The sequence below is a fragment of the Thermomonas sp. LB-4 genome, assembly GCF_036409385.1.
Taxonomy (GTDB): domain Bacteria; phylum Pseudomonadota; class Gammaproteobacteria; order Xanthomonadales; family Xanthomonadaceae; genus Thermomonas.
Window position 1 is genome coordinate 19,119 of the sequence record NZ_JAXOFT010000019.1, and the last position, 21,421, is coordinate 40,539.

The window sequence follows — 21,421 nt, forward strand, 5'->3', positions numbered from 1 at the left end:
ATCAAGCGCCGGCAACCCGCCGGGCAGCTCGAAAAGCGGCGCGGTCAAACGTCCGCCTTGGCCAGCGCGTGCAGCCGCCCCTCGCGCAGTTCCATCACCCGATCCAGCCGGCGCGCGAGGCGGCGGTCGTGGGTCACCAGCACCAGGCTGGTGGCCTGCGCGCGGTTGAGCGCCAGCATCTGCTCGAACACGACGGCCGCGGTCTTCTCGTCGAGGTTGCCGGTGGGCTCGTCGCCGAGCACGCAGGCGGGGTTGTTGACCAGCGCGCGTGCGACGGCGGCGCGCTGGCGTTCGCCGCCGGACAATTCGCCCGGCTTGTGGGCCAGCCGATGCCCCAGCCCCACCGACTCCAGCAGCACCTGCGCGCGCCGCTGCGCTTCCGCGGTGGACCCGCCGGCCAGCAGCACCGGCATCATCACGTTCTCCAGCGCGGTGAACTCCGGCAGCAGGTGGTGGAACTGGTAGACGAAGCCCAGCGCGCGGTTGCGCAGGCGGCCGCGGGCGGCGTCGGACAGCGCGCTCATCTTCTGGCCGGCGACATACACCTCGCCCGCGCTGGGCACGTCCAGCCCGCCCAGCAGGTGCAGCAGGGTGCTCTTGCCGGCGCCGGACGCGCCGAGGATGGCCACGGTTTCGCCCGCCTGCACGGCGAAGTCCAGCCCGTCGAAGACCGGCGTGTGCAGCTTGCCTTCGGCGTAGGTCTTGCCAAGGCGCTCGGCGCGGATGACGTCCTGCATCGGCTCATTCATAGCGCAGCGCCTCCGCCGGGGCCGTGCGCGAGGCGCGCCAGGCGGGATACAGGGTGGCCAGGAACGCCATCAGCAGCGCCGCGCAGACAATCGCGACGACGTCGCCCGGCTGCATGTCGGTGGGCAGGCCGGTGATGTAGTACACGTCTTCCGGCAGCAGCTGCACGCCAAAAACCTGTTCGATGCTCTGCAGGATGCGGTTGAGGTTGAAGGTCAACGCGACCCCGCCGATCACGCCCGCCAAGGTACCGATGAGGCCGATCAGGCCGCCCTGCACCATGAAGGTGCGCATGACCTGCCCCGGGGTCAGGCCCAGCGTGCGCAGGATGGCGATGTCGGCCTGCTTGTCGGTCACCAGCATCACCTGCGAGGACACCAGGTTGAAGGCGCCCATCGCCACGATCAGCGACAGCAGGATGGCCATCACCGTCTTCTCCATCTTCAGCGCGCGGAACAGGTTGGCGTTGTCCTGGGTCCAGTCGCTGACCCGGTACGGGCCCTTGAGCGTGAGCGCCAGGTCGCGGGCCACCTCGAACGCCCGGTCCATGTCGTGCAGCTTCAGGCGTACCCCGGTGACCCCATCGCCCATCCGCAGCACCCGCTGCAGGTCGGACAGGTTGACCACCGCCAGGCCCTTGTCGAATTCGTTGTAGCCGGCCTCGAAGATGCCGCTGACCTTGAACCGCTTCATGGTCTGCACGCCGCCGACGGGTGTGCTGCGGAACTCGGCCAAAGTGACGATGACGTCGTCGCCCACGCCCACCCCGAGCCAGATCGCCAGTTCCTTGCCCAGCACGATGTTGAAGCTGCCGGGCGCCAGGTCGGCGATCCTGCCCTGCACCATCTTGTCGGGCAGTTCCGACACCTTGCCTTCCTGCGCCGGATCCACCGCGCGCAGCATCGCCGGCTGGTTGTTGGCGCCGGAGATGAGCGCTTCCTTCTCGATGTAGGGCGCGGCGCCGGCCACGCGGGCATCGGCCATCGCCACCTGCACCGCATGCCGCCAGTCCTGCAGCGGCTCCCCATAACCGCTGACGGTGGCGTGCGCGGCCATGCCCAGCATGCGGTCGCGGATTTCCTTCTGGAACCCGCTCATCACCGCCAGCGTGGTGATCAGCGCGGTGACGCCCAGCGCGATGCCAAGGATCGAGGCCAGCGAGATGAACGAGATGAAGCCGTTGCGGCGCTTGGCGCGCAGGTAGCGCAGGCCGATGGCGACGGGGATGGGTTTGAACATCGAAGGCCCTTTGCAGTGACCGCCTATCCTGCCATCGATGCGCCGCCACCGGCAGCCTCGCGTTTGTGCATCGCCAGCTTCAGTTCACGCCGGGCGGCGGCCGGCAGGGTATCCGGCCAGAACACCAGGCGCTGGACCCGTCCGTCGGGATCGCGCCAGCGCAGGAAGGCGAGCGGTCCGCGCCAGCGCACGTGCAGCGACGCCATGGGCACTTCGTCGCAGCGGGCTACGCCGGCACCGGCCGGAACCACCAGCGCACGCGGCGGCTGCCGCGCATGCCGGCGCAGCTCGCGGACGCCCCGGATGCCAGCCAGCAGCGCCAACGGCAGGGCCACGACGGCGGGCAGGTCGGAGGCGAGCAGCGAGAGCGGCGCCAGCAGCGCCAGTGCGAGCAGCGCGGCGGTCAGCCAGCGCGAGGGCGCCGGGTCAAGCCGGCAGGGCGCGGATGCGTTCGATGAGCGCCGCGATTTCGACATCGCCGGGCACCTCATGGCCAAGGAACCAGCGCCAGAGTCTGTCGTCTTCGGTGTCCAGCAGCCGCAGGAAAACGGCGCGCTCGCCGGTCGGACTTTGGCGCCAGGCGCGATCCAGCCAGCGTTCCAGCAGCTGGTCGAGTTCGCGCATGCCGCGCCGGCAGCGCCAGCGCAGCTTCTTCAGTTCGGTGTCGTCGTCAAGATTGTCCATGCGGCGAACGCCCTTCCGCAGTTGCGGATGGGCGAGCTTCCATCAGGCCTTGCGCGCCAGCATCAGCTTCTTGATCTCGGCGATCGCCTTGGCGGGATTCAGGCCCTTCGGGCAGGTCCGCGCGCAGTTCATGATGGTGTGGCAGCGGTAGAGCTTGAACGGATCCTCGAGGTCATCCAGGCGGGCGCCGGTGTCCTCGTCGCGGCTGTCCACGATCCAGCGGTAGGCCTGCAGCAGGATCGCCGGGCCGAGGTAGCGGTCGCCGTTCCACCAGTAGCTGGGGCAGGCCGTGCTGCAGCAGGCGCACAGGATGCACTCGTACAGGCCGTCCAGCTTGGCGCGGTCTTCCTTGCTCTGCAGGCGCTCGCGATCCGTCGGCGCCGGCGTCTGCGTGCGCAGCCACGGGCGGATGCTGGCGTGCTGGGCGTAGAAGTGGGTCAGGTCCGGCACCAGGTCCTTGACCACCGGCATGTGCGGCAGCGGGTAGATTGCCACCTCGCCGCCCTTCACGCTGTCGGTCGCGCAGATGCAGGCCAGCGTGTTGGTGCCGTCGATGTTCATGGCGCACGAACCGCAGATGCCCTCGCGGCACGAACGCCGGAAGGTCAGGGTCGGGTCGATCTCGTTCTTGATCTTGATCAGCGCGTCCAGCACCATCGGCCCGCACGCCGCCATGTCCACCTCGTAGGTGTCGGTGCGCGGGTTCAGGCCGTCATCGGGATTCCAGCGGTAGATCTTGAAGGTGCGCGGCTGCTTGGCGCCCTGCGCCGGGAAGTGCTTGCCCTTCTGGATCCGGGAGTTCTTCGGGAGGTTGAATTCGGCCATTTGCTGGATTCCTGCTTCGTAGGCGCGCCCAAGGCGCGACGCTCGGTTTGCTTGCGGTGGCGGCCGCGGCCGCCCCTACAGGGTCAGTAGACGCGCTTCTTCGGCGGCACCACTTCGACGTCGCTGCTGAGCGTGTACATGTGCACCGGCCTGTAGTCGATGCGGGTGTTGCCCGCGTCGTCGGCCCAGCAGATGGTGTGCTTGTGCCAGTTGTCGTCGTCGCGCTCCGGGAAGTCCTCGCGGGCGTGGGCGCCGCGCGATTCCTTGCGGTTCTCGGCGGAGACGATGGTCACCAGCGCCTGGCCCAGCAGGTTCTGCAGCTCCAGCGTTTCCACCAGGTCCGAGTTCCAGACCAGCGAGCGGTCGGCCACCTTGACGTCGGCGAAGCTGGCATGGATGTCGCTGATTGCCTTGACGCCCTCGGCCAGGGTCTCGCCGGTGCGGAACACCGCGGCATCGCGCTGCATCGCGCGCTGCATGTTGTTGCGGATCACCGCCGTCGGGGTGTCGCCGTGGGCGTTGCGCAGCTTGTCGAGGTTGGCCAGCGACCGGTCGCAGGCGTCACCGGCCAGCTCCTTGTGCGGCGCGCCCGGCTTGATGGTCTCCGCGCAGCGGTTCGCCACCGCGCGGCCGAACACCACCAGGTCGAGCAGCGAGTTCGAGCCCAGGCGGTTGGCGCCGTGCACCGACACGCAGGCGGCCTCGCCGATCGCGTACAGGCCCGGCACCACGGCATCGGGGTTGCCGCCGGCGAGCTGCACCACTTCGCCGTGGTAGTTGGTCGGGATGCCGCCCATGTTGTAGTGCACGGTCGGGATCACCGGGATCGGCTGCTTCTCCACGTCCACGCCGGCGAAGATGCGCGCGCTCTCGGCGATGCCCGGCAGCTTCTCGTGGATGTCGGCCGGGTTGAGGTGGGTCAGGTCGAGGAAGATGTGGTCCTTGTGCTCGCCCACGCCGCGGCCTTCGCGGATCTCGATGGTCATCGAGCGCGACACCACGTCGCGCGAGGCCAGGTCCTTGGCGTTCGGCGCGTAGCGTTCCATGAAGCGCTCGCCGTTGCTGTTGCGCAGGATGCCGCCTTCGCCGCGCACGCCCTCGGTGATCAGGCAGCCGGCGCCGTAGATGCCGGTGGGATGGAACTGCACGAACTCCATGTCCTGCAGGCCCAGCCCGGCGCGCAGGGCCATGCCGCCGCCGTCGCCGGTGCAGGTGTGCGCCGAGGTCGCGGAGAAATACGCGCGGCCGTAGCCGCCGGTGGCCAGCACCACGCCCTGGGCGCGGAACAGGTGCAGCGTGCCCTCGGCCATGTCCAGCGCCAGCACGCCGCGGCACACGCCCTCTTCGTCCATGATCAGGTCGAGCGCGAAGTATTCGATGAAGAAGCGCGCGTCGTGCGCCAGCGCCTGCTGGTACAGGGTGTGCAGGATCGCGTGGCCGGTGCGGTCGGCGGCGGCGCAGGTGCGCTGCGCGGTGCCCTTGCCGTAGTGCGTGGTCATGCCACCGAACGGACGCTGGTAGATCTTGCCATCCTCGGTGCGGCTGAACGGCACGCCCTGGTGCTCCAGCTCGATGATCGCCGGGATCGCCTCGCGGCACATGTATTCGATCGCGTCCTGGTCGCCCAGCCAGTCCGACCCCTTGATGGTGTCGTAGAAGTGGAAGCGCCAGTCGTCCTCGCCCATGTTGCCCAGCGCGGCCGAAATGCCGCCCTGCGCCGCCACGGTGTGGCTGCGGGTCGGGAAGACCTTGCTGATGCAGGCAGTCTGCAGGCCCTTCTGGGCCAGGCCGAAGGTGGCGCGCAGGCCGGCGCCGCCGGCCCCGACCACGATCATGTCGAACTTGTGTTCCTGGATCTTGTAGGCGGACATCGCGGATCAGCTCCCGAGCGCGATGCGCAGCACCGCGAGCACGCTGGCAATGGCCGCCAGCGCGCAGATGAAAAGGATGGCGAGGTGGGCGACGGCGCCGGCCAGCGGCGCATGGATGTAATCCTCGACGATCACCTGCAGGCCGAGCTTGGCGTGCCAGAAAATGCCGATCAGGAAGGCGATCAGCGCGGTGGCGTTGACCGGATCGGCCACCAGCCCGTGCACGAATGCGTATTCGGCGGTGCGCATGCTCAGCAGCATGCCCAGCAGCCACAGCCCGGACAGTCCGGTGGCCACGGCGGTGATGCGCTGCCAGATGAAATGGTGGGTGCCATCCTTCGCCGAGCCCAAGCCGTACGCGCGCTTCAGCGGCGTGCGCAGATCCTTCGCGTTTCCGTTCATGCCTGCCCCCAGCGCGTCAGCACCATGCCCCAGGCCAGCACGGTCAACACCACGCTGCCGATGATCGAGATCCAGCTGCTGCGGATGAAGTCCGGGATCGAGAAACCCAGCCCCCCGTCCTGCAGCAGGTGGCGGATGCCGTTGATGAGGTGGTAGGCCAGCGCCCAGCTGAAACCGAACATCAGCAGCTTGCCCAGCGGCGAAGCGAGGCAGAGGGCGAATGCATTCCAGCGCGCGGGTCCGCCGGCCAGCGCCAGCAGCCCATAGACCAGGGCCAGCGCGCCGACGGAGAGGATCACGCCGGTGGCGCGGTGCAGGATCGACGTCACCATCTGTACCTGCCAGCGGTAGACCTGCAGGTGCGGTGACAGCGGACGTTCGCGGACGCGAGGTTCTGGAGCAGCCATGGGGGTGCTTTCTCCGGGCTGGGCGGCTTGCGCCGCGTGGCGGTGGATCAGAAGTCGATGCAGCGGCCGTTCTTTTCCCAGTCCCCGTAACGGGTGGGATCCAGACCACCGCGTCCGCCATGCTCTTCGGCGACGGGCTGAACGTCCGGAACCGGCGGCGGCGGGAGCGTTCCGGGCGCGGCCTGGGCAGGCGCGGACTCGGGTGCGGGGCTGGTTTGGCCTATGATCGACGTATTCACAACCCGCTCAGTTTACGCCCCGCAACCGATGCACGACAAGCCACGACCCGCGCCAGATCACGAATTCCGGCTGCCCGGCCATCGCCTGCTGTCCATATGCGGACGCGATGCAATCGCATTCGCGCAGGCGCAGTGCATGAACGACGTGGCCGCGCTGCCCGATGGCCACTGGCAGTGGAACGGCTGGCTGACCGCGAAGGGGCGCGTGACCGCGCTGTTTGCGCTGCTGCGGCTGGACGCGGAAACCCTGTGGCTGCTGCTGCCCGATGCAGACCCGGCCGAGCTGGCCGCGCAACTGCAGCGCTATGTGTTCCGCAGCAAGGTCACGCTGAGTCCGAAGGACGTTTCAGTAGCAGGCCGGTTCTCGGCGCCGTCGCACGCGGCGGGGAACCGCTTCGCCCCACTCGGGGAAGGCTGGATCGAGCTGGACATGGGCGGCGAAGACGCGCCGCGAAGCCTGCGCATCGGCCCTATCGCCGCCCCCGACGACACCGGCGCCTGTGCCCACTGGGATGCGTTCGACCTCGCCCATGGGCTGCCCCGCCTGCCGGCCTCGCAGGCCGGCCAGTGGACGCCGCAGCAGCTGTCGCTGGAGCGGCTTCGCGCCTTCAGCGTCAGCAAGGGCTGCTACCCGGGCCAGGAAATCGTCGCCCGCACCCATTTCCTCGGCCAGGCCAAGCGCGGTCTTGGCCTGTTCGAAAGCGAGGCGCCCCTGCCCGTGGGCAGCGAGGTGAGCGAAGACGGTCGCGGCATCGGCACCCTCATCGCCAGCGCCGGCAACCTGTCGCTGGCGGTGGTGCCGCTGGAGCATGCGGGTACCGACATTTCCGCGGCCGGCCTGCCGCTGCATCGGCGCCCGCTGCTGGACGGCCTGGCGCGCTGACCCTCCGGCGACTTCCCGGTCGCGGCCGTGGGTCTCCGCCTGCGGCACCGCACGCCGCGCGCGGGCAGTCACCGCGTCGCCAATTCCCCGCCCGAACCGCTATGGTGGCGGCGGCCGCGGCCACCGGCACGCGGCCCTGGCATCCGGGGGGAGAGCCGCATGGCATTGTTGAAATCCGATGTGCTGGTCGTCGGCGGCGGCCTTGCCGGCATCGTGACGGCGCTGGAAGCGCTGCGCGCCGGCCAGCGTGTGGTGCTGGTGGACCACGACACCCCGGCGCGCTTCGGGGGGCTGGCGCTATGGGCGTTCGGCGGCATGGCGCTGGTGGGTACGCCTTTGCAGGCGCGCCGCAAGATCATCGACACGCCCGAGATCGCACTGCACGACTGGATGCGCTTCGGCGAACTCGACCCGCAGGACACGCACGCCGTGCAGTGGGCGCGCCACTACGTCGAGCGTTCGCGCCCCGACGTGCACGACTGGCTGCTGGCGCACGGCATCACGTTCATGCCGGCGGTGAACTGGGTGGAGCGCGGCCGCGATGGCGAAGGCAATTCGGTGCCGCGCTACCACGTCGTCTGGGGCACCTCGCGTGAGCTGACCCGGCGGATGATCGCGGCGCTGCATGATGCCGGCGCGGGTGGCAAGCTCACCTTGCTGCATCGTCACCGCGTCACCGCGCTGGAAACCGCCGATGGCCGCATGACCGGCGCGATGGCGGTCGATGAAGCCACCGGCAATGAGGTCCGCATCGACGCGGCCGTCGTGGTGCTGGCGACCGGCGGCATCAACGGGGGCCACGAGGAGGCGCGCCGCAACTGGCCGGCGGATCGACCGATGCCTGCGTCGATGCTCAACGGTGCGCACCCCTACGCCGACGGCCGCATGCACCACGCCGCCGAAGGACTGGGCGCGCAGCTGGTCCGCGCCGGCGAGATGTGGAACTACGCCGCCGGCTTCCCGCATCCGTTCCCGCATTTCGACGGTCACGGGCTGTCGGCGATCCCGTGCAAATCGGCGCTGTGGCTGGATCACGCCGGCCGGCGCATCGGCCCGGAACCGCTGGTGACCGGCTTCGACACGCATTGGCTGTGCCAGCGCGTGGCCGAGCAGGAAAAGCCGTGGACCTGGCACCTGCTGAACTGGCGCATCGCGGCAAAGGAGTTCGCGATCTCCGGCGCGGAGCACAACCCACGCATCCGCGACAGGCAGTTCCTGCGCTTCCTCAAGGAGACGCTGCTGGGCAACCATCGGCTGGTGCGGCAGATGCAGCGCGAGAGCGCGCACTTCCTGGTCGACGACACGCTGGCCGGGCTGGCGGACCGGATGAACGCCCTGACCTGCTCGCACGACGTCGATCCGGCCACGCTGCAGGCCACCGCCGATGCCTTCGACGCGAATTTCGCCGCGGGTGCCAATCCCGAAAACGACCTGCAGATCCGCCGCATCCTGCACGCGCGCCAGTGGGGGCCGGACCGCCTGCGCACCTGCAAGCCCGCGCCGCTGCAGCAGCCCGGCGCCGGGCCGTTCATCGCCATCCACATGCAGCTGATCACCCGCAAGAGCCTGGGCGGGCTGCGCACCGACCTGCGTTCGCGCGTGCTGGACGCCGTCGGTGCGCCGATCCCAGGCCTGTACTGCGTGGGCGAAGCGGCCGGCTTCGGCGGCGGCGGCGCCTGCGGCAGGCGTTCGCTGGAGGGCACCTTCCTGCCCGGCTGCATCCTCACCGCGCGCGCCGCCGCGCGCTCCATCGCCACCGGAGCCTGAGCCATGAACGGCGCGCAAGCCCTGATGAAAACGCTGGCCGACGCCGGCATCGAAGTCTGCTTCTCCAACCCCGGCACCAGCGAGATGCACTTCGTCGCGGCGCTGGATTCCGAACCGCGCATGCGCGCGGTGCTGGCGCTGTTCGAGGGCGTGGCCACCGGCGCGGCCGACGGCTATGCGCGGATGGCCGGCAAGCCGGCCGCCACCCTGCTGCACCTGGGCTGCGGGCTTGGCAATGGCCTCGCCAACCTGCACAACGCGCGCAAGGGCAAGGTGCCGGTGGTGACCATCGTGGGCGACCATGCCACCTACCACGTGCCGTTCGACGCGCAATTGCAGTCCGACATCGAGACGGTGGCGCGCAACGTCTCGCCCGGTTTCGTGCGCACTTCGCAAAGTACGCCGGCACTTTGCACCGATGCCGCAGACGCGATCCGGGCCGCACGCGGCCTGCCGGGCCAGGTGGCCACGCTGATCCTGCCTGCCGACGTCAGCTGGGGCGAAGGCGCCATGCCCTGCCCGCCTCCGCCGCCGCCCGCGCCGCTGCCTGCCGACGACGCCACCGTTGCCGCCATCGCGGGTGCCGTCCAGGGTGGTGGCAAGACCGCCCTGCTGTTGGGGGGGCAGGCGCTGCGCGAACCGGCGCTGCTGGCCGCCGCGCGCATCGCCAGCCAGTGCGGGGTGAAGCTGTTCTGCGAAGTCTTCCCGACCCGGTTGGAACGCGGCGCCGGGTTGCCTGCGGTGGAGCGCATCGCCTATCTGGCGGAACTGGCCACGCTGCAGCTCACCGGCATCGAACACCTGGTGCTGGTGGATGCCAAACCGCCGGTGTCGTTCTTCGCCTATCCCGGCAAGGCCAGCGAGCTGGTTCCGGAAGGTTGCACCGTGCATGTGCTGGCGACGCCGGCGCAGGATGCGACGGCAAGCCTGGAGAAACTCGCCGGCGCGCTGGGCGCCGTGCAGGCCGTGCCCGCGCTGCAGCCGGCCACGCGCCCGTCGCGCCCGCGCGGCCGCCTGACCGCCGCCAAGGTCTGCAAGGCCGTGGGGCACCTGCTGCCGGAGCGGGCCATCGTCGTCGACGAGGCGATCACCTCCGGCCTGTTGCTGGGCGCGATGACCGCAGGCGCGCCTCGCCACGACCTGCTCACCCTCACCGGCGGCGCGATCGGCCAGGGCCTGCCGAACGCGGTGGGCGCAGCCATCGCCTGCCCGGACCGCCCGGTCATCGCGCTGGTCGGCGACGGCAGCGCGATGTACACGTTGCAGGCGCTGTGGACGATGGCGCGCGAGCACCTCGACGTCACCACCATCGTGTTCAACAACGCGTCGTATTCAGTGCTCAACGTCGAGCTGGAGCGGGTGGGTGCCGAGGCCACGCCGGGGAGCAAGGCCAAGGCGCAGCTCGACCTGCATGGTCCGGTGCTGGACTTCTGCCGGCTGGCGCAGGGCATGGGCGTGCACGCCGCGCGCGCGGACACGGCGGAGGCGTTCTGCAAGGCGCTGGCGTACGCGCTGGCGCACCCCGGCCCGCACTTGATCGAGGCGGTGGTGCCGGAGTCGCTGGGCGGCGCCAAGCGCCGCGTGCTGCCGTGGCTGCTGCACTCGCTGCCGAACCTGCCGCTGCCGGTGGCGCGGGCGTTGAAGCGCAAGATCGCGCCCTGACCCGGTCGCACCGTCACGCGCGGCCGCCGGGCCGCGCGCCCGGGATTACAGCGCGGCGGCCGCCGCGACGATGTCCTCGTCCTTCGGGATCACCAGGAAGGCCGCGCCGGCCAGCGGCGTGTAGGTGTCCGCGCCCACTACGCGCTTGATCGGCTTGCCGCCGAAGCCGCCTTCCGTGATCGCGGTGAGCACGCCCTCGCCGATACCGGCGCTGAAGCGGCCTTCGTCGACCACCAGAATGCGGTCGCACTCGCCCGCATGCTTGGCGATGGCCGCGTGGTTCAGCGGCACCAGCCAGCGCAGGTCGACCACGCGCACCTTCCAGCCGTGCTGCTGCTCGATCTGGCGCGCCGCGCGCAGGCTCATCGGCATGCCGTTGCCGAAGCTGAAGATCACGCAGTCGGTGGCATCCGCGTTGTAGACGCGCTCCTCGCCCAGCACCAGCGCCTGGTCGGGCGCCGGGTACTCGGTCAGCCACTGGCCGTCGCCCGCTTCGTACAGGTCCTTGGTCATGTACAGCGCGATGGGCTCGAGGAAGGCGGTGACGCGCCCGTCCACCTTCGCCAGCGCCGCCAGCGTGCGCAGCATCATCGCGGCGTCGTCGCCGCGCGACGGGCAGCCGACCACCAGGCCCGGGATGTCGCGCAGCGCGGTCACCGAGTTGTCGTTGTGGAAGTGTCCGCCGAAACCTCGCTGGTAGCCCAGGCCGGCGATGCGCACCACCATCGGGTTTCGGAACTGGTCGTCGCTGAAGAACTGCAGCGAGCAGGCCTCGCCGCGCAACTGGTCGATGGCGTTGTGCAGGTAGGCCAGGTACTGGATCTCGGGGATCGGCAGCATGCCCATGTTGGCGAAGCCTTGGGCCATGCCCAGGATCATGGTCTCGTCCAGCAGCGTGTTGAACACGCGGCGGTTGCCGAACGCCTTGTGCAGGCCTTTGGTGACCGTGTACACGCCGCCCTTCTGGGCCACGTCCTCGCCGAACAGCAGCGTTTCCGGGTACTTGGCGAACAGGTCGTGCAGGGCCTGGTTGATCTGGATGGCCAGGTGCTTGGGAACCTGCTTCTCGGGCAGCCTGTCCTCGCCGCCGAACGCCTTGACGCGGGCCTCATGCGACGGCGCGCGGGTGGCCTCGGCCTGCACCTTGTCCGGTGTGTACGGCGCCAGCGGACGCATCACGTGTTCCAGCGTCTCGATGCGCGGGCGGCTGTCGGCGTCCTCGGCGGCGGCGAAGCACTTCCTGCGCGTCTCCTCGTACAGCGCGAGGATCTCGTCCTTGGTCATCGCACCGGACTCTAGCGCGATCGCAGCCGAGCGCAGCAGCGGATCGGCCGCCTCCACCGCGCACAGCTCTTCGATGCTGCGCCACTCGATCTCGAAGTCGGTGCCGGCGTGGCCCATGATCCGGTTGGTGCGCAGGTGCAGGAAGGTCGGGCGACGGGTCGTGCGGCAATGCTCGACCGCGCGCCGCACGTCGCCGTAGCCATTGGCAAGGTCGAGGCCGTCGGCGAAGAAATAATCGAGGTCGGGGCGGTTGCGGAAGCTCTCGCCGATCCAGCCGGTCGGCGTCTTCACCGAGATGCCGATGCCGTTGTCCTCGCAGACGTAGAGCACCGGCGCGGGCAGCTTCTGGTAGGCCGTCCAGCTGGCCGCGTTGAACGCGGTCTGCGCGGTGGCGTGGTTGGCGGACGCGTCGCCGAACGAGCAGATCGCGATGGAATCGTCCGGGATCGGCAGGCCCACGCCGAGGCGCTTGCCGGCCTCGATCGCCACCGCGGTGCCCAGTGCCTTCGGCAGGTGCGAGGCGATGGTCGAGGTCTGCGGCAGCACCCACAAGGGCTTGCTGCCCCAGACCTTGTGGCGGCCGCCGCTGGCCGGGTCTTCCGCGCTGGCGGCGAACGACAGCGCCGAATCCATTATCGGATCCATGCCCGGCAGCTTGCGGAAGCGCTCGGCCATGAAGCCGCCGCTGCGGTAGTGCAGGAACGCCGGGTCGGTGTGGCGGGCGGCGCGCGCGACCATCGCGTTGCCTTCGTGGCCACTGGAGCCAATCGTGTAGAAGACCTTGTTCTGCACCCGCAGCACGCGCGCCATCAGGTCCAGGTGGCGCGAGATCAGCTGCGATTCGAACAGCTCGCGGAAGCCGCGGGCGTCCAGCGCGCTGCCGTCCAGGATCGCCTCGTCCGGTGCCGGCTTCGGCTGCACCGCGCCGTTCCAGCCACGCACGAACTCCTGGAAGTTGACGTCGCAGATCTCGGCGCGGTTGAGGCCCTTCATGCGGGCCGGGATGGGGTTGGGAACGGTGGCGAACATGCGGGTCTCCCCTGCCCGTCGCGATGGGCAGGTCGATGGATGGGAAATCAGTTGGACTGGTCGATGCGTGCCTGCGCCTCGGCATCCGGCGCCGGCAACGGGACGAACCCCGGCGTGGCCGCGACGCGGGCCAGCCAGTCGCGCACCGCCGGATAGGCGTCAAGGGCGATGCCGCCGTGCGGGGCGACGCCGGTGTAGGCGAACAGCGCGATGTCGGCGATGCCGTAATCGTCGCCGGTGAACCACGGCGTGGACGCGAGGTGCCGCTGCATGACCGCCAGCGCCGCATGCCCGCACTGCCGCAGCACCGGCAACCCGGCGCGACGCGGCGAGTCCAGCGGCGTCCAGCCGCAGATGAAGCGGGCCACGGCGATGTAGGGCTCGTGGCTGTACTGCTCGAAGAACATCCACGACAGCGCTTGCGCCCGCTGCCACGGATCGGCCGGCAGCAAGCCGCTGCCTTCCGCCAGCCAGCACAGGATGGCGTTCGATTCGACGAGGATGCGCCCGTCGTCGCGTTCGAGCATCGGCACCTTGCCGTTGGGATTCTTGGCCAGGTACTCCGGCGTGCGCGTCTGGCCGCGCGCGCTGTCGGTCTCGATCCAGCGGTAATCGCGGCCTTCCTGCCGCCCCAGCTGGGCCAGCAGCAGGCGCACCTTGTGGCAGTTGCCGGACGGCGAAAACCCGTGGACGCGCATCATGCGAAACGCTCCCGGTTGGCCCGCCATTCGTCGCGGGTCTGGCCCCAGATCTCGATGGGATGCTGATCCAGCGGCGGCGGCAGCGTGCCCGGTCCGCGATTGCGCGACCCCAGCCGCATCGCCACCGCCTGCGACGCCGCGTTGGCTGGCGCGATGGAATGGATCGCGTCGTCCCAGCCCAGTACGTCGAACGCGTAGTCCATCGCGGCAGCGCAGGCCTCGGTCGCATAGCCCTTGCCGCGCGCATCCGGATGGAAGCTGTAGCCGATCTCTGTCCCCGGCCAGTCCGCCGGACACCACGGGCCGGCCTGGCCCATCCAGCGGCCGCTGGCCTTTACGATCACCGAAAACATCGCGAAGCCCTGCACATGCCATGCGCCCGGCATCTGCAGGAAACGCCGCCAAGCCTCGTGCCGCCCCATCGGACCGCCGATATGCAATGCGCTCGGGTGCGCCAGGGTCTCGGCGTAGCGCACGAAGTCGCCGATCTCCGGCACGCGCAGGAGCAGGCGCGGTGTTTCGATCATCGGGAATTGCGCCATGCCGAAATCCTCCGCTCGTCCCTCCCGCGAAGGCGGGCCGCTGTGACAGGGCCGGTTGTCCAGCCGGCGTCCGGGAACCAAGCCGCTCGGTGAAACACACCGCCTCCGCGGGGCGCGGAGGAGGTAACGGAATCAGAACGCGTTGATGCCGGTCAGCTCGCGGCCGATCACCAGCTGGTGCACGGTCTCGGTGCCTTCGTAGGTGATGACGGATTCGAGGTTCAGCGCATGGCGGATCGCCGCGTGCTCGGTGGTGATGCCGGCGCCGCCCAGCAGGTCGCGGCATTCGCGGGCGATATCGATGGCCATCCGGCAGTTGTTCCACTTCGCCAGAGAGACCTGCTGCGGCTGCATGGTGCCGGCGTCCTTCAACCGGCCGAGCTGCAGCGACAGCAACTGGGCCAAGGTGATGCGGCGGGCCATGTCGGCCATCTTGATCTGCGCGCTCTGCGTCGCCGCCACAGGGCGGCCGAACAGAATGCGTTCCTTGGTGTAGTCCACGGCCTCCGACAGGCAGGCAATGGCCGCCCCGATGGGGCCCCAGGTGATCCCGTAGCGCGCCTGCGTGAGGCAGCCCAGCGGCCCCTTCAGGCCCTTCACGTTCGGCAGGCGGCTGCTGTCCGGCACGCGCACGTTGTCGAAGAACAGCGCGCTGGTCACCGAGGCGCGCAGCGACATCTTGTGCTTGATCTCCTGCGCGGTGAAGCCGGGCATGCCCTTCTCCAGCACGAAGCCCTGGATGCCCTCGTCGGTCTGCGCCCAGACGATGGCGATGTCGGCCAGGTTGCCGTTGGTGATCCACATCTTGCTGCCATTGATCACCCAGTCGTCACCGTCGCGGCGGGCGTGGGTTTTCATGTTGGCCGGGTCGGAACCGCCGTGCGGCTCGGTCAGGCCGAAGCAGCCGATCACCTTGCCCGCGGCCATGTCCGGCAGCCAGCGCATGCGCTGCTCTTCGCTGCCGTAGGCGTAGATGGGATACATGCACAGCGAGCTCTGCACGCTGACGAAGCTGCGGATGCCGGAATCGCCGCGCTCCAGCTCCTGGCAGATCAGGCCGTAGCTGACGCCGTTGAGGCCTGCGCAGCCGTACTTCTCCGGCAGCGACGAACCCAGCAGGCCCATTTCGGCGATCTCCGGCACCAGTTCCTTCGGGAAGCGGCCCGCGTCGAAGGCCTCGCCGATGATCGGGCGCACGCGTTCGTCGGTGAAGCGCGCCACGGTGTCCTGCACCGCGCGTTCTTCCTCGCTCAGCAGGGAGCGGACGTCGTAGAGATCGTACGGATGCAGGGCCATGTTTTGACGGTCGAATTGGACGAACCGCCATTGTAATCGCGCATGCCGCGCAATCGGTACGTACGATTCGCCAATCCCGCCCAGGCGTAACGACGGGCTTTCCGCAAAAGCCGTGCGTTTCGCCGGCATCGCCATTTTGCCGGCAGCCAAACGCAGGCGGGGCCGGATCGCTCCGGCCCCGCCATGGCAACTGCATGGTTGAACTACGTGGGATCAGCGCAGCGTCGTGCCTTCAGCCGAGGCCGTCTGGGTCACTACCCGGCCATCGATCACCGGAAGCTGCGTGCCCGGATCCTGGTCCATGCGCACGGTGCGCTGCTGGCCATTCCAGCGGTAGGTCACGTCATATCCCACCGTCCGCTCGGCATCCCCCAGGGCGATCCGCTCGCCGGGCTCGCTGTCGGTGCGCATGCTGCCGGTGGTGCCGTCGGGGTTGCGATAGGTCACGTTCCACGCCACGGTGCGGGCGCTGGTGGAGGTGCTGTTGACGGTGCGGCAGCGGCGATCGGTGCGATTTACCACCTGGCCGCCGACGTGGCGCCGGTCGACCTCGCGGCCCGCGTAGCCACCAGCCACCGCGCCAGCCACGGTGGCCAGCTTGCGGCCATTGCCGCCGCCGACCTGATTGCCGACCAGGCCACCGATGACTGCGCCGGCGACGGTGCCGCCGACGTTGCCGTCACGCTCCGGCAGGCGCTCCTGCACCGTCACGTTCTCGCAGACCTCTCGCGGCGTGCTGGTCGTATTGGATTCCCGGATCGGCTCGCTGCCGATCACGGTGGCGTACATCGGCTCGCGCTGGGTGACCGGCTTCACGGCGGTCACCTCCGCGAAATCGACCTGCGCGCGAGTGCTGGCTGACACCCCGGGCGCGGTAATGGCATCGTTGCTGCGGCTGTTGATGTAACCCGCGGTGGCCACGCCGCCAACCAGCAGCGCGGCCAGCGCAACGGCAAGGGTATTGTTCTTCGGCATGGTTCTTCTCCCGCTGAAGGTTGAGGGGGGTCCCTGTTCCGAGTTCGATTGCACCACGGTCAATCTGAATCGATCCGGAGCGCGCCGGCCCTGCGCCGGGCTGTGTTCAGCTTCGCACACACGATGTGCGCGCGGCGTGCATGTTAGTTTTTTGCCATGGCCAATCCCTTCGTTTCGCCGCTGTTGCGCTGGTTCGGCAGGCTGAGCTTCCCGCGCCTGTTCCTGCTGGCTGGCGCGCTGTTCCTGCTCGACCTGGCGGTTCCGGACTTCATTCCGTTCGCGGACGAGATCCTGCTCGGCCTGGGCACCTTGCTGCTGTCGCGCTGGAAGAAGAAGCCCGACGCGCCGCCGCCCATCGCGGGGCGGGCCAGCCGGCGCTGATGGTCCCATGCGGCTGGTCGACAGCCACAGCCATTTCGACGCGGCCGAGTTCGATGCCGACCGCGCCGATGCGCATGCGCGCGCTCTGGCTGCGGGCGTGGACGTCCAGATCGTGCCCGCCGTGGACGCCGCGGGCTGGCCGAAGCTGAAAGCCGTATGCGCGCAGTTTCCCGGGCTGCACCCGGCCTACGGCCTGCATCCGATGTATCTGGCCAGGCACCGCCCGGAGCATCTGCGGCAGCTGCACGACTGGATCCGGCGCGAACGCCCCGCAGCGGTCGGCGAATGCGGGCTGGACCATTTCGTGGAAGGGCTGGACCCCGCGCGCCAGCAGTACTATTTCGACGGCCAGCTGGCGCTGGCCGCTGAGTTCGACCTGCCGGTGATCGTGCACGCGCGGCGGGCGGTGGACGCGGTGATCGCCGCGATCCGCCGCTTCCCGGGGGTGCGTGGCGTGGTGCACAGCTTCTCGGGCAGCGCGGAACAGGCCGCGCAACTGCACAGGCTGGGCTTCCTGCTCGGCATCGGCGGCCCGGTTACCTACGAACGTGCGAACCGGCTGCGCGGTATCGTCGCCACCATGCCGCTGGAGCAATTGCTGCTGGAAACCGATTCGCCCGATCAGCCCGGCGCGGCGCATCGCGGTGAGCGCAACGAGCCGGCGCATCTGCGGGAAGCCCTCGACGTCGTTGCCACGTTGCGCCAGGTGCCGCGGGAGGAAATCGCCGCCGCCACCAGCGCCAACGCGCAACGGCTGTTCGGCTTCTGAAAGCGCGACTCACTGCCCAGCCTTGCCGGGCCCGGCGCTCGCAACCAAGCGAGTATCGGGGAGCGACTTGCGAGCGTCGGGCCCGGCAAGGCCGCTCGGAACCGAACGGACATCAGTCGAGACCAACCGGCCCGCGTCCGGCTGCGGGCCACAGGAAGCTCAACCCGACTTCATCGGCTTCAGCAGCATCTCCATCGCCTTGCCTACCGCCGCGAACGCGAACGCCCCGGTGACGTGGGTGGCAGCGCCCAGCCCCGCCCCGCAGTCGAGCTTCAATGCATCGTCCTTGCCCAGCTTCGGTCGCAGGCCGCAGACGCTGCCGTCGGCCTGCGGATAGCGCACGTTCTCCAGCGAATACACCGCGGGCACGCCGAAGTAGCGGTCGTGGTTCTTCGGGAAATTGAACTCGCCGCGCAGCTTCTTGCGGATCAGCGAGAGCATGGCGTCGTGCTCCGTACGCGACAGATCGCGCACGCGGATCTGGGTCACGTCGCTGCGGCCGCCGGCAGACCCCACGGTGACCACGGGCTGCTTGCGGCGGCGGCAGTACGCGATCGCCTCCACCTTGGTGCGAAAGCTGTCGCAGGCGTCCAGCACCAGCTCACCCGGCGCCTCCAGCAGCTCGCCCATGTTCGAAGGCGTGAGGAACTGCGGCACCAGTTCCAGCGCAATGCCGGGGTTGATCGCGCGGCAGCGCTCGGCCATCGCCTCGATCTTGGCGCGGCCGTACTGGCCTTCCAGCGCCGGCAGCTGGCGGTTGGTGTTGGACACGCACAGGTCGTCGGCGTCGATCAGGGTCAGCTTGCCCACGCCGCTGCGCGCAAACGCCTCCACCGCCCACGAGCCGACGCCGCCGATGCCGACCACGGTGACGTGGCAACGCGACAGGCGCGCCAAGGCGCCGCTGCCGTACAAACGGTCGATACCGCCGAAGCGGTCTTTCAATGCGGTTTCCATTCGGCAAGTTTAATCGGGCGGTCCCGGGTCCATGCCTTCCGGCCGCCACCGCGTCGACACGCGTCCGGGGCCGCCCGGCGAAGCGCGCGCCCGGTCCGCAGGGGACGACGGCAAACGCCGTCAAATCCGCAACTTGCCGGAAAAATTCCGGCGTCTCCTGAGCGCGGCGCGGGAGTTGCAACCCGTGCTGCGCTGCGCCATGCTGGCTGCAGTGCCGTCCCGAGTCCGTGCTCAATGTCCGCGATCCGCGTCATCAAGAAGTATCCGAACCGCCGCCTCTACGACACCGAGATCTCCAGCTACATCACCATCGAGGACGTGCGCCAGTTGATCGTGGACGGCGAATCCTTCGAGGTGCGCGACGCCAAGACCGGCGAGGACCTGACCCGGCAGGTGCTGCTGCAGATCATCACCGAACACGAGCAGGACGGGCAGCCGATGCTGTCCACCCAGCTGCTCAGCCAGCTGATCCGCTTCTACGGCGACTCGCTGCAGGGCTTCATGGGCAACTACCTGGAACGCTCGATGCAGCTGTTCCTGGAACAGCAGCAGCAGTTCCGCTCGCAGATGGGCGGGATGCTGGGCCAGACGCCATGGGCGATGCTCAACCAGCTGACCGAGCGCAACATGGCGCTGTGGAAGGACTTCCAGCAGAACCTCGGCAACGGGCTGGGCAGCGCCACCGCAGCACCGGCCGCCAAGGACAAGGCCGGCGCCGCGCGCAAGCCGCGCTGACGACGCCGCGCCAGTGGGTCAATCCCCGTAAAGCAGCCAGCGCCGGGCTTCGTCCTCGTCGGAGAAGGTGCGGATGACGATGCCGCGCTCCAGGCAAAGAATCTCGCCGTGTTCACTACCCTGGATATCGTCCAGCAGCTCGACGAAGGCGGTCCGAAACATCCGGAAACCGGCATCGACCATCGAATCGATGATCTGCACCACCTCCGCGACGCCGACCGTCGAGTCCAGCTCCTCCAGCACCAGCAGGCGGTCGGCCCCCACCGCGCGGCACTCCTCGGCCAGCATCCGCCACATCGCCAGCGACACGTGCAGCGAATCGGTGCCCTCGTACACGTGCGCGCGCAGATAGCCCGGCTCGACGTCGTAGCGGATCTTGAACCCCGGACCTTCGACGATGCGGGAACCGCTCACCCAAGCACCGCCAGCGGAATCTTGCCGATCCTCGCCTGCCATTCGCGCGGGCCGGTCTGGTGCACCGAGGTGCCGGTGCTGTCCACCGCCACCGTCACCGGCATGTCCTTGACCTCGAACTCGTAGATCGCCTCCATGCCGAGGTCGGCAAAACCGACCACCTTCGCCGCCTTGATCGCCTTCGACACCAGGTAGGCCGAGCCGCCGACCGCCATCAGGTACACCGACTGGTGCTTGCGGATCGCCTCCAGCGCAACCGGGCCACGCTCGGCCTTGCCGATCATGCCCAGCAGGCCGGTCTGCGCCAGCACCTGCTCGGTGAACTTGTCCATGCGGGTGGCGGTGGTGGGGCCAGCCGGACCGACCACCTCGTCGCGGACCGGATCGACCGGGCCGACGTAATAGATGAAGCGGCCGGCCAGATCGACCGGCAGCGGCTCGCCTTTGTTCAGCATGTCCACGATGCGCTTGTGGGCGGCATCGCGGCCGGTGAGCATCCTGCCGTTGAGCAGCAGCACCTCGCCCGGCTTGAAGGTCTGCACCTCCTCGCGGGTGATCGTATCCAGGTCCACCCGGCGCGCATTCTGCGGGCTGTAGGTGAGCTTGGGCCAGTCCTCCAGCGACGGCGGGTCCAGCGCCACCGGGCCGCTGCCGTCCAGGGTGAAGTGCGCATGGCGGGTGGCCGCGCAGTTGGGGATCAGCGCCACCGGCAGGTTGGCGGCGTGGGTCGGGAAGTCCTTGATCTTCACGTCCAGCACCGTGGTCAGGCCGCCCAGGCCCTGCGCGCCGATGCCCAGCGCGTTGACCTTCTCGAACAGCTCGATGCGCAGCTCTTCGACGCGATTGGACGGCCCACGCGCGATCAGCTCCTGGATGTCGATCTCCTCCATCAGCGATTCCTTCGCCAGCAGCATCGCCTTCTCGGCGGTGCCGCCGATGCCGATGCCCAGCATGCCCGGCGGGCACCAGCCGGCGCCCATGGTAGGCACGGTCTTGAGCACCCAGTCGACGATGGAATCGGACGGGTTGAGCATCGCGAACTTGCTCTTGGCCTCGCTGCCGCCGCCCTTGGCCGCCACGATCACGTCGAGCTTGTCGCCGGCGACGATCTTGACGTTGATGACGCAGGGCGTGTTGTCCTTCGTATTGATGCGCTTGCCGGCCGGATCGGCCAGCACGCTGGCACGCAGCTTGTTGTCGGGATCGAGGTAGGCGCGGCGCACGCCCTCGTTTACCGCATCTTCCAGCGAGCCGGTGAAACCCTCCCAGCGCACGTCCATGCCCACTTCCAGGAACACGGTGACGATGCCGGTGTCCTGGCAGATCGGACGATGGCCTTCCGCGCACATGCGCGAGTTGATCAGGATCTGCGCCATCGCGTCCTTGGCGGCGGGCGACTCCTCGCGCTCCCAGGCGGCGGCAAGGCTCCTGATGTAGTCGACCGGATGGTAGTAGCTGATGTACTGCAGCGCGTCGGCGACGGACTGGATCAGGTCGTCCTGCTTGATGATGGTCACGGCGTTCCGGTGTCATGGCGGGGGAAGCTGGGGGTATTTTAAGGTTCTTCTCCCAACTGAGGGGAAAGGCGCACGGCCGACCGGGCAGACTTGCT

General features: G+C 69.0%; 23 protein-coding genes. 6 read left to right on the forward strand and 17 right to left on the reverse strand.

Annotated elements, in window-relative coordinates; translation table 11 throughout:
* Nucleotides 1-44 precede the first annotated feature (44 nt).
* The 9 genes from lolD to SPK54_RS10990 all read right to left on the reverse strand — a co-directional run bounded on the left by lolD (nt 45) and on the right by SPK54_RS10990 (nt 6,414).
* On the reverse strand, nt 45-749 hold the full coding sequence (gene lolD / locus SPK54_RS10950; RefSeq protein WP_330947934.1) for a lipoprotein-releasing ABC transporter ATP-binding protein LolD: 705 nt from the start codon (nt 747-749) through the stop codon (nt 45-47).
* Nucleotides 742-1,986 (reverse strand): lipoprotein-releasing ABC transporter permease subunit, encoded by a 1,245-nt coding sequence (locus tag SPK54_RS10955; protein ID WP_330947935.1) that lies wholly within the window; start codon nt 1,984-1,986, stop codon nt 742-744. The genes lolD and SPK54_RS10955 overlap by 8 nt, the downstream gene beginning before the upstream one ends.
* Before the next feature lie 23 nt (nt 1,987-2,009).
* Nucleotides 2,010-2,462 (reverse strand): hypothetical protein, encoded by a 453-nt coding sequence (locus SPK54_RS10960; RefSeq protein ID WP_330947936.1) that lies wholly within the window; start codon nt 2,460-2,462, stop codon nt 2,010-2,012.
* Nucleotides 2,413-2,670 carry a succinate dehydrogenase assembly factor 2 gene (locus SPK54_RS10965; RefSeq protein ID WP_330947937.1) on the reverse strand — a complete coding sequence of 86 codons (258 nt, stop codon included), beginning with the start codon at nt 2,668-2,670 and terminating at the stop codon, nt 2,413-2,415. The genes SPK54_RS10960 and SPK54_RS10965 overlap by 50 nt, the downstream gene beginning before the upstream one ends.
* A 42-nt stretch (nt 2,671-2,712) precedes the next feature.
* The gene (locus SPK54_RS10970; RefSeq protein WP_330947938.1) at nt 2,713-3,495 is read right to left on the reverse strand and encodes a succinate dehydrogenase iron-sulfur subunit; all 783 of its coding nucleotides are present in this window, start codon (nt 3,493-3,495) and stop codon (nt 2,713-2,715) included.
* 83 nt (nt 3,496-3,578) lie between these two features.
* On the reverse strand, nt 3,579-5,366 hold the full coding sequence (sdhA, locus tag SPK54_RS10975; protein ID WP_330947939.1) for a succinate dehydrogenase flavoprotein subunit: 1,788 nt from the start codon (nt 5,364-5,366) through the stop codon (nt 3,579-3,581).
* A gap of 6 nt (nt 5,367-5,372) precedes the next feature.
* Nucleotides 5,373-5,768 (reverse strand): succinate dehydrogenase, hydrophobic membrane anchor protein, encoded by a 396-nt coding sequence (gene sdhD / locus SPK54_RS10980; protein ID WP_330947940.1) that lies wholly within the window; start codon nt 5,766-5,768, stop codon nt 5,373-5,375.
* Nucleotides 5,765-6,175, reverse strand: a complete 411-nt coding sequence (sdhC, locus tag SPK54_RS10985; RefSeq protein ID WP_330947941.1) for a succinate dehydrogenase, cytochrome b556 subunit — start codon at nt 6,173-6,175, stop codon at nt 5,765-5,767. The genes sdhD and sdhC overlap by 4 nt, the downstream gene beginning before the upstream one ends.
* Nucleotides 6,176-6,222: 47 nt before the next feature.
* The gene (locus SPK54_RS10990; RefSeq protein ID WP_330947942.1) at nt 6,223-6,414 is read right to left on the reverse strand and encodes a DUF1674 domain-containing protein; all 192 of its coding nucleotides are present in this window, start codon (nt 6,412-6,414) and stop codon (nt 6,223-6,225) included.
* Between the two features lie 136 nt (nt 6,415-6,550).
* On the opposite strand from SPK54_RS10990, the gene SPK54_RS10995 reads away from it, so the two are divergent.
* From SPK54_RS10995 to SPK54_RS11005, 3 genes are all read left to right on the forward strand, one after another.
* The gene (locus tag SPK54_RS10995; protein ID WP_330947943.1) at nt 6,551-7,297 is read left to right on the forward strand and encodes a folate-binding protein; all 747 of its coding nucleotides are present in this window, start codon (nt 6,551-6,553) and stop codon (nt 7,295-7,297) included.
* 159 nt (nt 7,298-7,456) lie between these two features.
* Complete coding sequence (locus tag SPK54_RS11000; protein WP_330947944.1) at nt 7,457-9,064, forward strand: FAD-dependent oxidoreductase; 1,608 nt, start codon at nt 7,457-7,459, stop codon at nt 9,062-9,064.
* Nucleotides 9,065-9,067: 3 nt separating this feature from the next.
* Nucleotides 9,068-10,726 (forward strand): acetolactate synthase large subunit, encoded by a 1,659-nt coding sequence (locus SPK54_RS11005; RefSeq protein WP_330947945.1) that lies wholly within the window; start codon nt 9,068-9,070, stop codon nt 10,724-10,726.
* A gap of 45 nt (nt 10,727-10,771) precedes the next feature.
* Here the strand turns inward: SPK54_RS11005 and SPK54_RS11010 are convergent, their stop codons facing one another.
* The 5 genes from SPK54_RS11010 to SPK54_RS11030 form a co-directional block, all read right to left on the reverse strand.
* Entirely contained in the window at nt 10,772-13,039 is a 2,268-nt protein-coding gene (locus tag SPK54_RS11010; RefSeq protein WP_330947946.1) for a thiamine pyrophosphate-dependent enzyme, read from the reverse strand.
* A 47-nt stretch (nt 13,040-13,086) separates the two neighbouring features.
* Entirely contained in the window at nt 13,087-13,737 is a 651-nt protein-coding gene (locus SPK54_RS11015; RefSeq protein ID WP_330947956.1) for a glutathione S-transferase family protein, read from the reverse strand.
* Nucleotides 13,737-14,282: a GNAT family N-acetyltransferase gene (locus SPK54_RS11020; protein WP_330947947.1), complete on the reverse strand. Its 546-nt coding sequence runs from the start codon at nt 14,280-14,282 to the stop codon at nt 13,737-13,739. Before SPK54_RS11020 ends, SPK54_RS11015 begins: the two co-directional genes overlap by 1 nt.
* Before the next feature lie 132 nt (nt 14,283-14,414).
* Nucleotides 14,415-15,578 (reverse strand): acyl-CoA dehydrogenase family protein, encoded by a 1,164-nt coding sequence (locus SPK54_RS11025; RefSeq protein WP_330947948.1) that lies wholly within the window; start codon nt 15,576-15,578, stop codon nt 14,415-14,417.
* A gap of 213 nt (nt 15,579-15,791) precedes the next feature.
* Nucleotides 15,792-16,553, reverse strand: coding sequence for a glycine zipper 2TM domain-containing protein (locus SPK54_RS11030; protein WP_330947949.1), 762 nt, complete (start codon nt 16,551-16,553; stop codon nt 15,792-15,794).
* A gap of 156 nt (nt 16,554-16,709) precedes the next feature.
* Here SPK54_RS11030 and SPK54_RS11035 point away from each other — a divergent pair, with 156 nt between their 5' ends.
* Nucleotides 16,710-16,934 carry a DUF6116 family protein gene (locus tag SPK54_RS11035; protein WP_330947950.1) on the forward strand — a complete coding sequence of 75 codons (225 nt, stop codon included), beginning with the start codon at nt 16,710-16,712 and terminating at the stop codon, nt 16,932-16,934.
* A gap of 7 nt (nt 16,935-16,941) precedes the next feature.
* A complete protein-coding gene (locus tag SPK54_RS11040; protein ID WP_330947951.1) occupies nt 16,942-17,703 on the forward strand; it encodes a TatD family hydrolase in 762 nt (253 codons plus the stop codon).
* A 159-nt stretch (nt 17,704-17,862) separates the two neighbouring features.
* Here the strand turns inward: SPK54_RS11040 and SPK54_RS11045 are convergent, their stop codons facing one another.
* Nucleotides 17,863-18,660, reverse strand: a complete 798-nt coding sequence (locus tag SPK54_RS11045; protein ID WP_330947952.1) for a tRNA threonylcarbamoyladenosine dehydratase — start codon at nt 18,658-18,660, stop codon at nt 17,863-17,865.
* A gap of 234 nt (nt 18,661-18,894) precedes the next feature.
* Between SPK54_RS11045 and phaR the strand changes: the two genes are divergently transcribed.
* Nucleotides 18,895-19,395 (forward strand): polyhydroxyalkanoate synthesis repressor PhaR, encoded by a 501-nt coding sequence (gene phaR, locus SPK54_RS11050; RefSeq protein ID WP_330947953.1) that lies wholly within the window; start codon nt 18,895-18,897, stop codon nt 19,393-19,395.
* Nucleotides 19,396-19,413: 18 nt separating this feature from the next.
* On the opposite strand, the gene SPK54_RS11055 is transcribed toward phaR, so the two are convergent.
* Entirely contained in the window at nt 19,414-19,809 is a 396-nt protein-coding gene (locus tag SPK54_RS11055) for a hypothetical protein (RefSeq protein ID WP_330947954.1), read from the reverse strand.
* Nucleotides 19,806-21,326, reverse strand: coding sequence for a fumarate hydratase (locus SPK54_RS11060; protein ID WP_330947955.1), 1,521 nt, complete (start codon nt 21,324-21,326; stop codon nt 19,806-19,808). Before SPK54_RS11060 ends, SPK54_RS11055 begins: the two co-directional genes overlap by 4 nt.
* Between the last annotated feature and the right edge of the window lie 95 nt (nt 21,327-21,421).

What these genes read in the sequence shown, in the direction of transcription:
- SPK54_RS11035 (WP_330947950.1), top strand. Translation starts at nt 16,710, where the DNA reads ATGGCCAATCCCTTCGTTTCGCCGCTGTTGCGCTGGTTCGGCAGGCTG.
- lolD (WP_330947934.1), bottom strand. Translation starts at nt 749, where the DNA reads ATGAATGAGCCGATGCAGGACGTCATCCGCGCCGAGCGCCTTGGCAAG.
- SPK54_RS11040 (WP_330947951.1), top strand. Translation starts at nt 16,942, where the DNA reads ATGCGGCTGGTCGACAGCCACAGCCATTTCGACGCGGCCGAGTTCGAT.
- SPK54_RS10995 (WP_330947943.1), top strand. Translation starts at nt 6,551, where the DNA reads ATGAACGACGTGGCCGCGCTGCCCGATGGCCACTGGCAGTGGAACGGC.
- SPK54_RS11030 (WP_330947949.1), bottom strand. Translation starts at nt 16,553, where the DNA reads ATGCCGAAGAACAATACCCTTGCCGTTGCGCTGGCCGCGCTGCTGGTT.
- SPK54_RS10965 (WP_330947937.1), bottom strand. Translation starts at nt 2,670, where the DNA reads ATGGACAATCTTGACGACGACACCGAACTGAAGAAGCTGCGCTGGCGC.
- SPK54_RS11005 (WP_330947945.1), top strand. Translation starts at nt 9,068, where the DNA reads ATGAACGGCGCGCAAGCCCTGATGAAAACGCTGGCCGACGCCGGCATC.
- phaR (WP_330947953.1), top strand. Translation starts at nt 18,895, where the DNA reads ATGTCCGCGATCCGCGTCATCAAGAAGTATCCGAACCGCCGCCTCTAC.
- sdhD (WP_330947940.1), bottom strand. Translation starts at nt 5,768, where the DNA reads ATGAACGGAAACGCGAAGGATCTGCGCACGCCGCTGAAGCGCGCGTAC.
- SPK54_RS11045 (WP_330947952.1), bottom strand. Translation starts at nt 18,660, where the DNA reads ATGGAAACCGCATTGAAAGACCGCTTCGGCGGTATCGACCGTTTGTAC.
- SPK54_RS11020 (WP_330947947.1), bottom strand. Translation starts at nt 14,282, where the DNA reads ATGGCGCAATTCCCGATGATCGAAACACCGCGCCTGCTCCTGCGCGTG.
- SPK54_RS10955 (WP_330947935.1), bottom strand. Translation starts at nt 1,986, where the DNA reads ATGTTCAAACCCATCCCCGTCGCCATCGGCCTGCGCTACCTGCGCGCC.
- SPK54_RS10960 (WP_330947936.1), bottom strand. Translation starts at nt 2,462, where the DNA reads ATGTCGAAATCGCGGCGCTCATCGAACGCATCCGCGCCCTGCCGGCTT.
- SPK54_RS10970 (WP_330947938.1), bottom strand. Translation starts at nt 3,495, where the DNA reads ATGGCCGAATTCAACCTCCCGAAGAACTCCCGGATCCAGAAGGGCAAG.
- sdhA (WP_330947939.1), bottom strand. Translation starts at nt 5,366, where the DNA reads ATGTCCGCCTACAAGATCCAGGAACACAAGTTCGACATGATCGTGGTC.
- sdhC (WP_330947941.1), bottom strand. Translation starts at nt 6,175, where the DNA reads ATGGCTGCTCCAGAACCTCGCGTCCGCGAACGTCCGCTGTCACCGCAC.
- SPK54_RS11010 (WP_330947946.1), bottom strand. Translation starts at nt 13,039, where the DNA reads ATGTTCGCCACCGTTCCCAACCCCATCCCGGCCCGCATGAAGGGCCTC.
- SPK54_RS11000 (WP_330947944.1), top strand. Translation starts at nt 7,457, where the DNA reads ATGGCATTGTTGAAATCCGATGTGCTGGTCGTCGGCGGCGGCCTTGCC.
- SPK54_RS11025 (WP_330947948.1), bottom strand. Translation starts at nt 15,578, where the DNA reads ATGGCCCTGCATCCGTACGATCTCTACGACGTCCGCTCCCTGCTGAGC.
- SPK54_RS11015 (WP_330947956.1), bottom strand. Translation starts at nt 13,737, where the DNA reads ATGCGCGTCCACGGGTTTTCGCCGTCCGGCAACTGCCACAAGGTGCGC.